The 2609-nt window shown below is 62.8% G+C and carries 4 protein-coding genes and 1 pseudogene; all 5 read left to right on the forward strand.

Going from position 1 to position 2609, the window contains the following annotated elements; translation table 11 throughout:
• Positions 1-460 precede the first annotated feature (460 nt).
• Positions 461-685 carry a hypothetical protein gene (locus WDW90_RS36230; protein WP_336492577.1) on the forward strand — a complete coding sequence of 75 codons (225 nt, stop codon included), beginning with the start codon at positions 461-463 and terminating at the stop codon, positions 683-685.
• Between the two features lie 74 nt (positions 686-759).
• Positions 760-1020 (forward strand): hypothetical protein, encoded by a 261-nt coding sequence (locus WDW90_RS36235; protein WP_336492578.1) that lies wholly within the window; start codon positions 760-762, stop codon positions 1018-1020.
• A gap of 82 nt (positions 1021-1102) precedes the next feature.
• Entirely contained in the window at positions 1103-1462 is a 360-nt protein-coding gene (locus WDW90_RS36240) for a hypothetical protein (protein ID WP_336492579.1), read from the forward strand.
• Between the two features lie 232 nt (positions 1463-1694).
• The gene (locus WDW90_RS36245) at positions 1695-1880 is read left to right on the forward strand and encodes a hypothetical protein (protein WP_336492580.1); all 186 of its coding nucleotides are present in this window, start codon (positions 1695-1697) and stop codon (positions 1878-1880) included.
• A 42-nt stretch (positions 1881-1922) separates the two neighbouring features.
• Positions 1923-2515, forward strand: a pseudogene (locus WDW90_RS36250) (transposase); the annotation flags it as partial.
• Positions 2516-2609 lie beyond the last annotated feature (94 nt).

A 2609-nucleotide genomic window follows, 5' to 3' on the forward strand; every position in this document is an offset into this window, starting at 1 on the left:
CGTCATCGACACCGCCCGCCTCGCGGGGGCCGACACCTTCGCCACCATCCTCAAAACCATCCGCGCCTAATCCCGCCGACAAAGGCGTGGGTAATTACGTGAGGTTGTGGCTCTGCGCCCACGCTATATAAACGGATGGGCCAAACAGTTGTTCCTAAGCACCGTAACGGCGAAAACTTTCAATGCAAGCTCAAAGGCTGTCGAAAAGCGCCCCCACGAAGGAGATAGCATCAGCGCCGAATGCCGGTTATATTTTCCCGAGTGGACCGGGGAAGCCTGCTCTCGACATGGTATCCGGCCGGGCACGCTCACGACCGAGAACGACGAGCGAAGAGCCTGCAGGAACTGCCCTTCCGAAAGCCTGAAGGCGGCAGTCTGCCTGAATTGAGCTAGACGCCAGAGCATGCCGAGAGCACGATCTAATGCTGGATGGGCACGCCGTTCTGATACGGGGAGAGCCATGGATCACGAATTGGAGCGCTTCGAGGCCAGGGCTGATGACGGCACTGTTCGCACCATTATCGCTTGGCAGACATTCGCACGAACCGGGGGCCTCAGCGGATCGCACATCCTGAAGGGACAGCACCGGTTCACGCTGCTTAACGGCAAGGGCGTGGATCAGCTTGGTGACGGCGCCTTTCTGCTGACCGAGAGCGGCGAAGTCCTGCATAGGGTTGCCGTGTGATCTGAGGCCGCTTCCCGTACAAAGCCTCTCGAGCGAAGCGCATTGAGCCTAGCGAACCGCAAGCGGGTATGACCATGTCGATCAAAGACCGCCACCTCGAGTTCTCTCCGCTCTCCGGCCGCATCACTCGTGACGGCTTCACGGTCGAGGTGAAGATCTATCGGTTCGTCGGCGACGAAGCGGACTGGGCGCTCGAGGTCATTGATCACGAAGGCGGCTCGACGGTATGGAACGAGCTCTTCGCGACGGACGATGCGGCCTACGAGGCTTTCCGGCTCGCCGTGGATGAGGACGGCATAGGCTCCTTCCTGGAGCCAGGAGAGACACTGCACTGAGCTCGCCGTCAATGCGGCTGGTGTTATCCCGATCGTGCAAACGGCAGGGGCCTGGTGTCAGGCTTAGAAAGCGTACCCGCCCATGGCTACCGAGACACTACCGAGGCTCCTTCAGGACAAGATTGGCTGGATTGCCATCGAACTCCGGGGAATCGTCTCGCCCCTGGGCGGGGGCTTCCGGCTCCGCAACGTGAACTCGCATCTGGGCGAGATCCTGAGCCTTGTTCAGGAAGATGAGGCTGTCTCGGTTGCCTGTGAGGGCGTGCGCACGGCGGCGGCACACATGTACGAGGTACGGCAGATCCTGCGGCCGCAGGCCGACTTTGGCACAGACAAGGATATAAGGGGAGCGAGCGAACGAGCCGATGCCGCCCTGCTGATGCTCGCAGACGCCCTGAGCAAGGCTCTTCCTAGCTTGGACGCTTCGGAGCGAAGTGCGTGACCGAGCGCACTCAGCTTCTCCTCGCCCTTGCAGCCATCGTCATCGCATCCACAGCGGGTGTGGCTGGTTCTAGCACCTGATGATCCGAAGGTCGCCCTGGGGGATAGTGCAGCGGCTGCCTCGTTCGCGTCCATCGTCCTGCTCGGGAAGATCCGACGGGATCGTTGGCCGAAGTGAAGTCGGTCGCCGTGTAAAATCAACCCGGAGAGCGGCGATGAGACTTCCGGTCGAGATGGAATTCCGCTTCTTCCTCGCCGTCGGAGGCGATGGCCTGGAACACCGAGAGCTTTTCGGCCTGATCGGGACTCTCATCAAGGCGCCCTTTCCAGGAGAGGGCTGCCGAGCCATCACACTGGACCTCTGCCTGAGGCGTGCCGAGCAGGTCGCCGCGGCCTTGGTGAACTGCACCCCGTTTTGACCGGACAGGCGGCATAGCTCACGAAGGCATAGGCGCAAGCCTATGGGTAAGGCTATGTCACCTGATCCGACTGCCCCGCCGGTGCACGGCGAGATCCTGAGTGGCGTTCAGCGCCGACGTCGTTGGTCCACGTCCGAGAAGATCCGCTTCGTCGAGGAGAGCCAGCAGCCTGGCTCGTCCGTATCGTTCTTGGCCCGCCGCTACGGCATATCGCCGAGCCTGCTGTTCTCGTGGAAGCGACGCATGCTCGAGGGCGGCCATCAGGCCGTGCAAGCCGACGAGCAGGTCGTCGGCACTAGCCGCGTGCGCGCGTTGGAACGACGCGTGCGCGATCTCGAACGCCTGCTCGGGCGCAAGACCATGGAAGTCGAGATCCTGAAGGAGGCCCTCGACCTCGCGCGCACAAAAAAACTGAGCTTGCCGCTCGCCTCCTGGGGCGGGCCGACAGGCGGTTCGCGGTGAAGACCGTCGCCGACACGCTCGGCGTAGCCCGCTCTCATCTAGCCGAGCGCCTGAGCCCCTCCTCCCGGCCGCGCGGCCCCTACCGCAAGCCCGAGGATGCGCTGCTGTTGCCGACGATCCGCGCGATCGTCGATGCGCGGCCGAGCTACGGCTACCGCCGCGTCACTGCGCTACGGCCTGTTCGGCCTTGAACGTGTTCCGTGTGCGGGCGTTTTGCTCCTCCTGACTGGGAGGAGTGATGCTGGACGACGCAGAATGGAGAAAGCT

Origin of the sequence: Methylobacterium nigriterrae, assembly GCF_037106235.1 — a bacterium.
Lineage (GTDB): Bacteria > Pseudomonadota > Alphaproteobacteria > Rhizobiales > Beijerinckiaceae > Methylobacterium > Methylobacterium nigriterrae.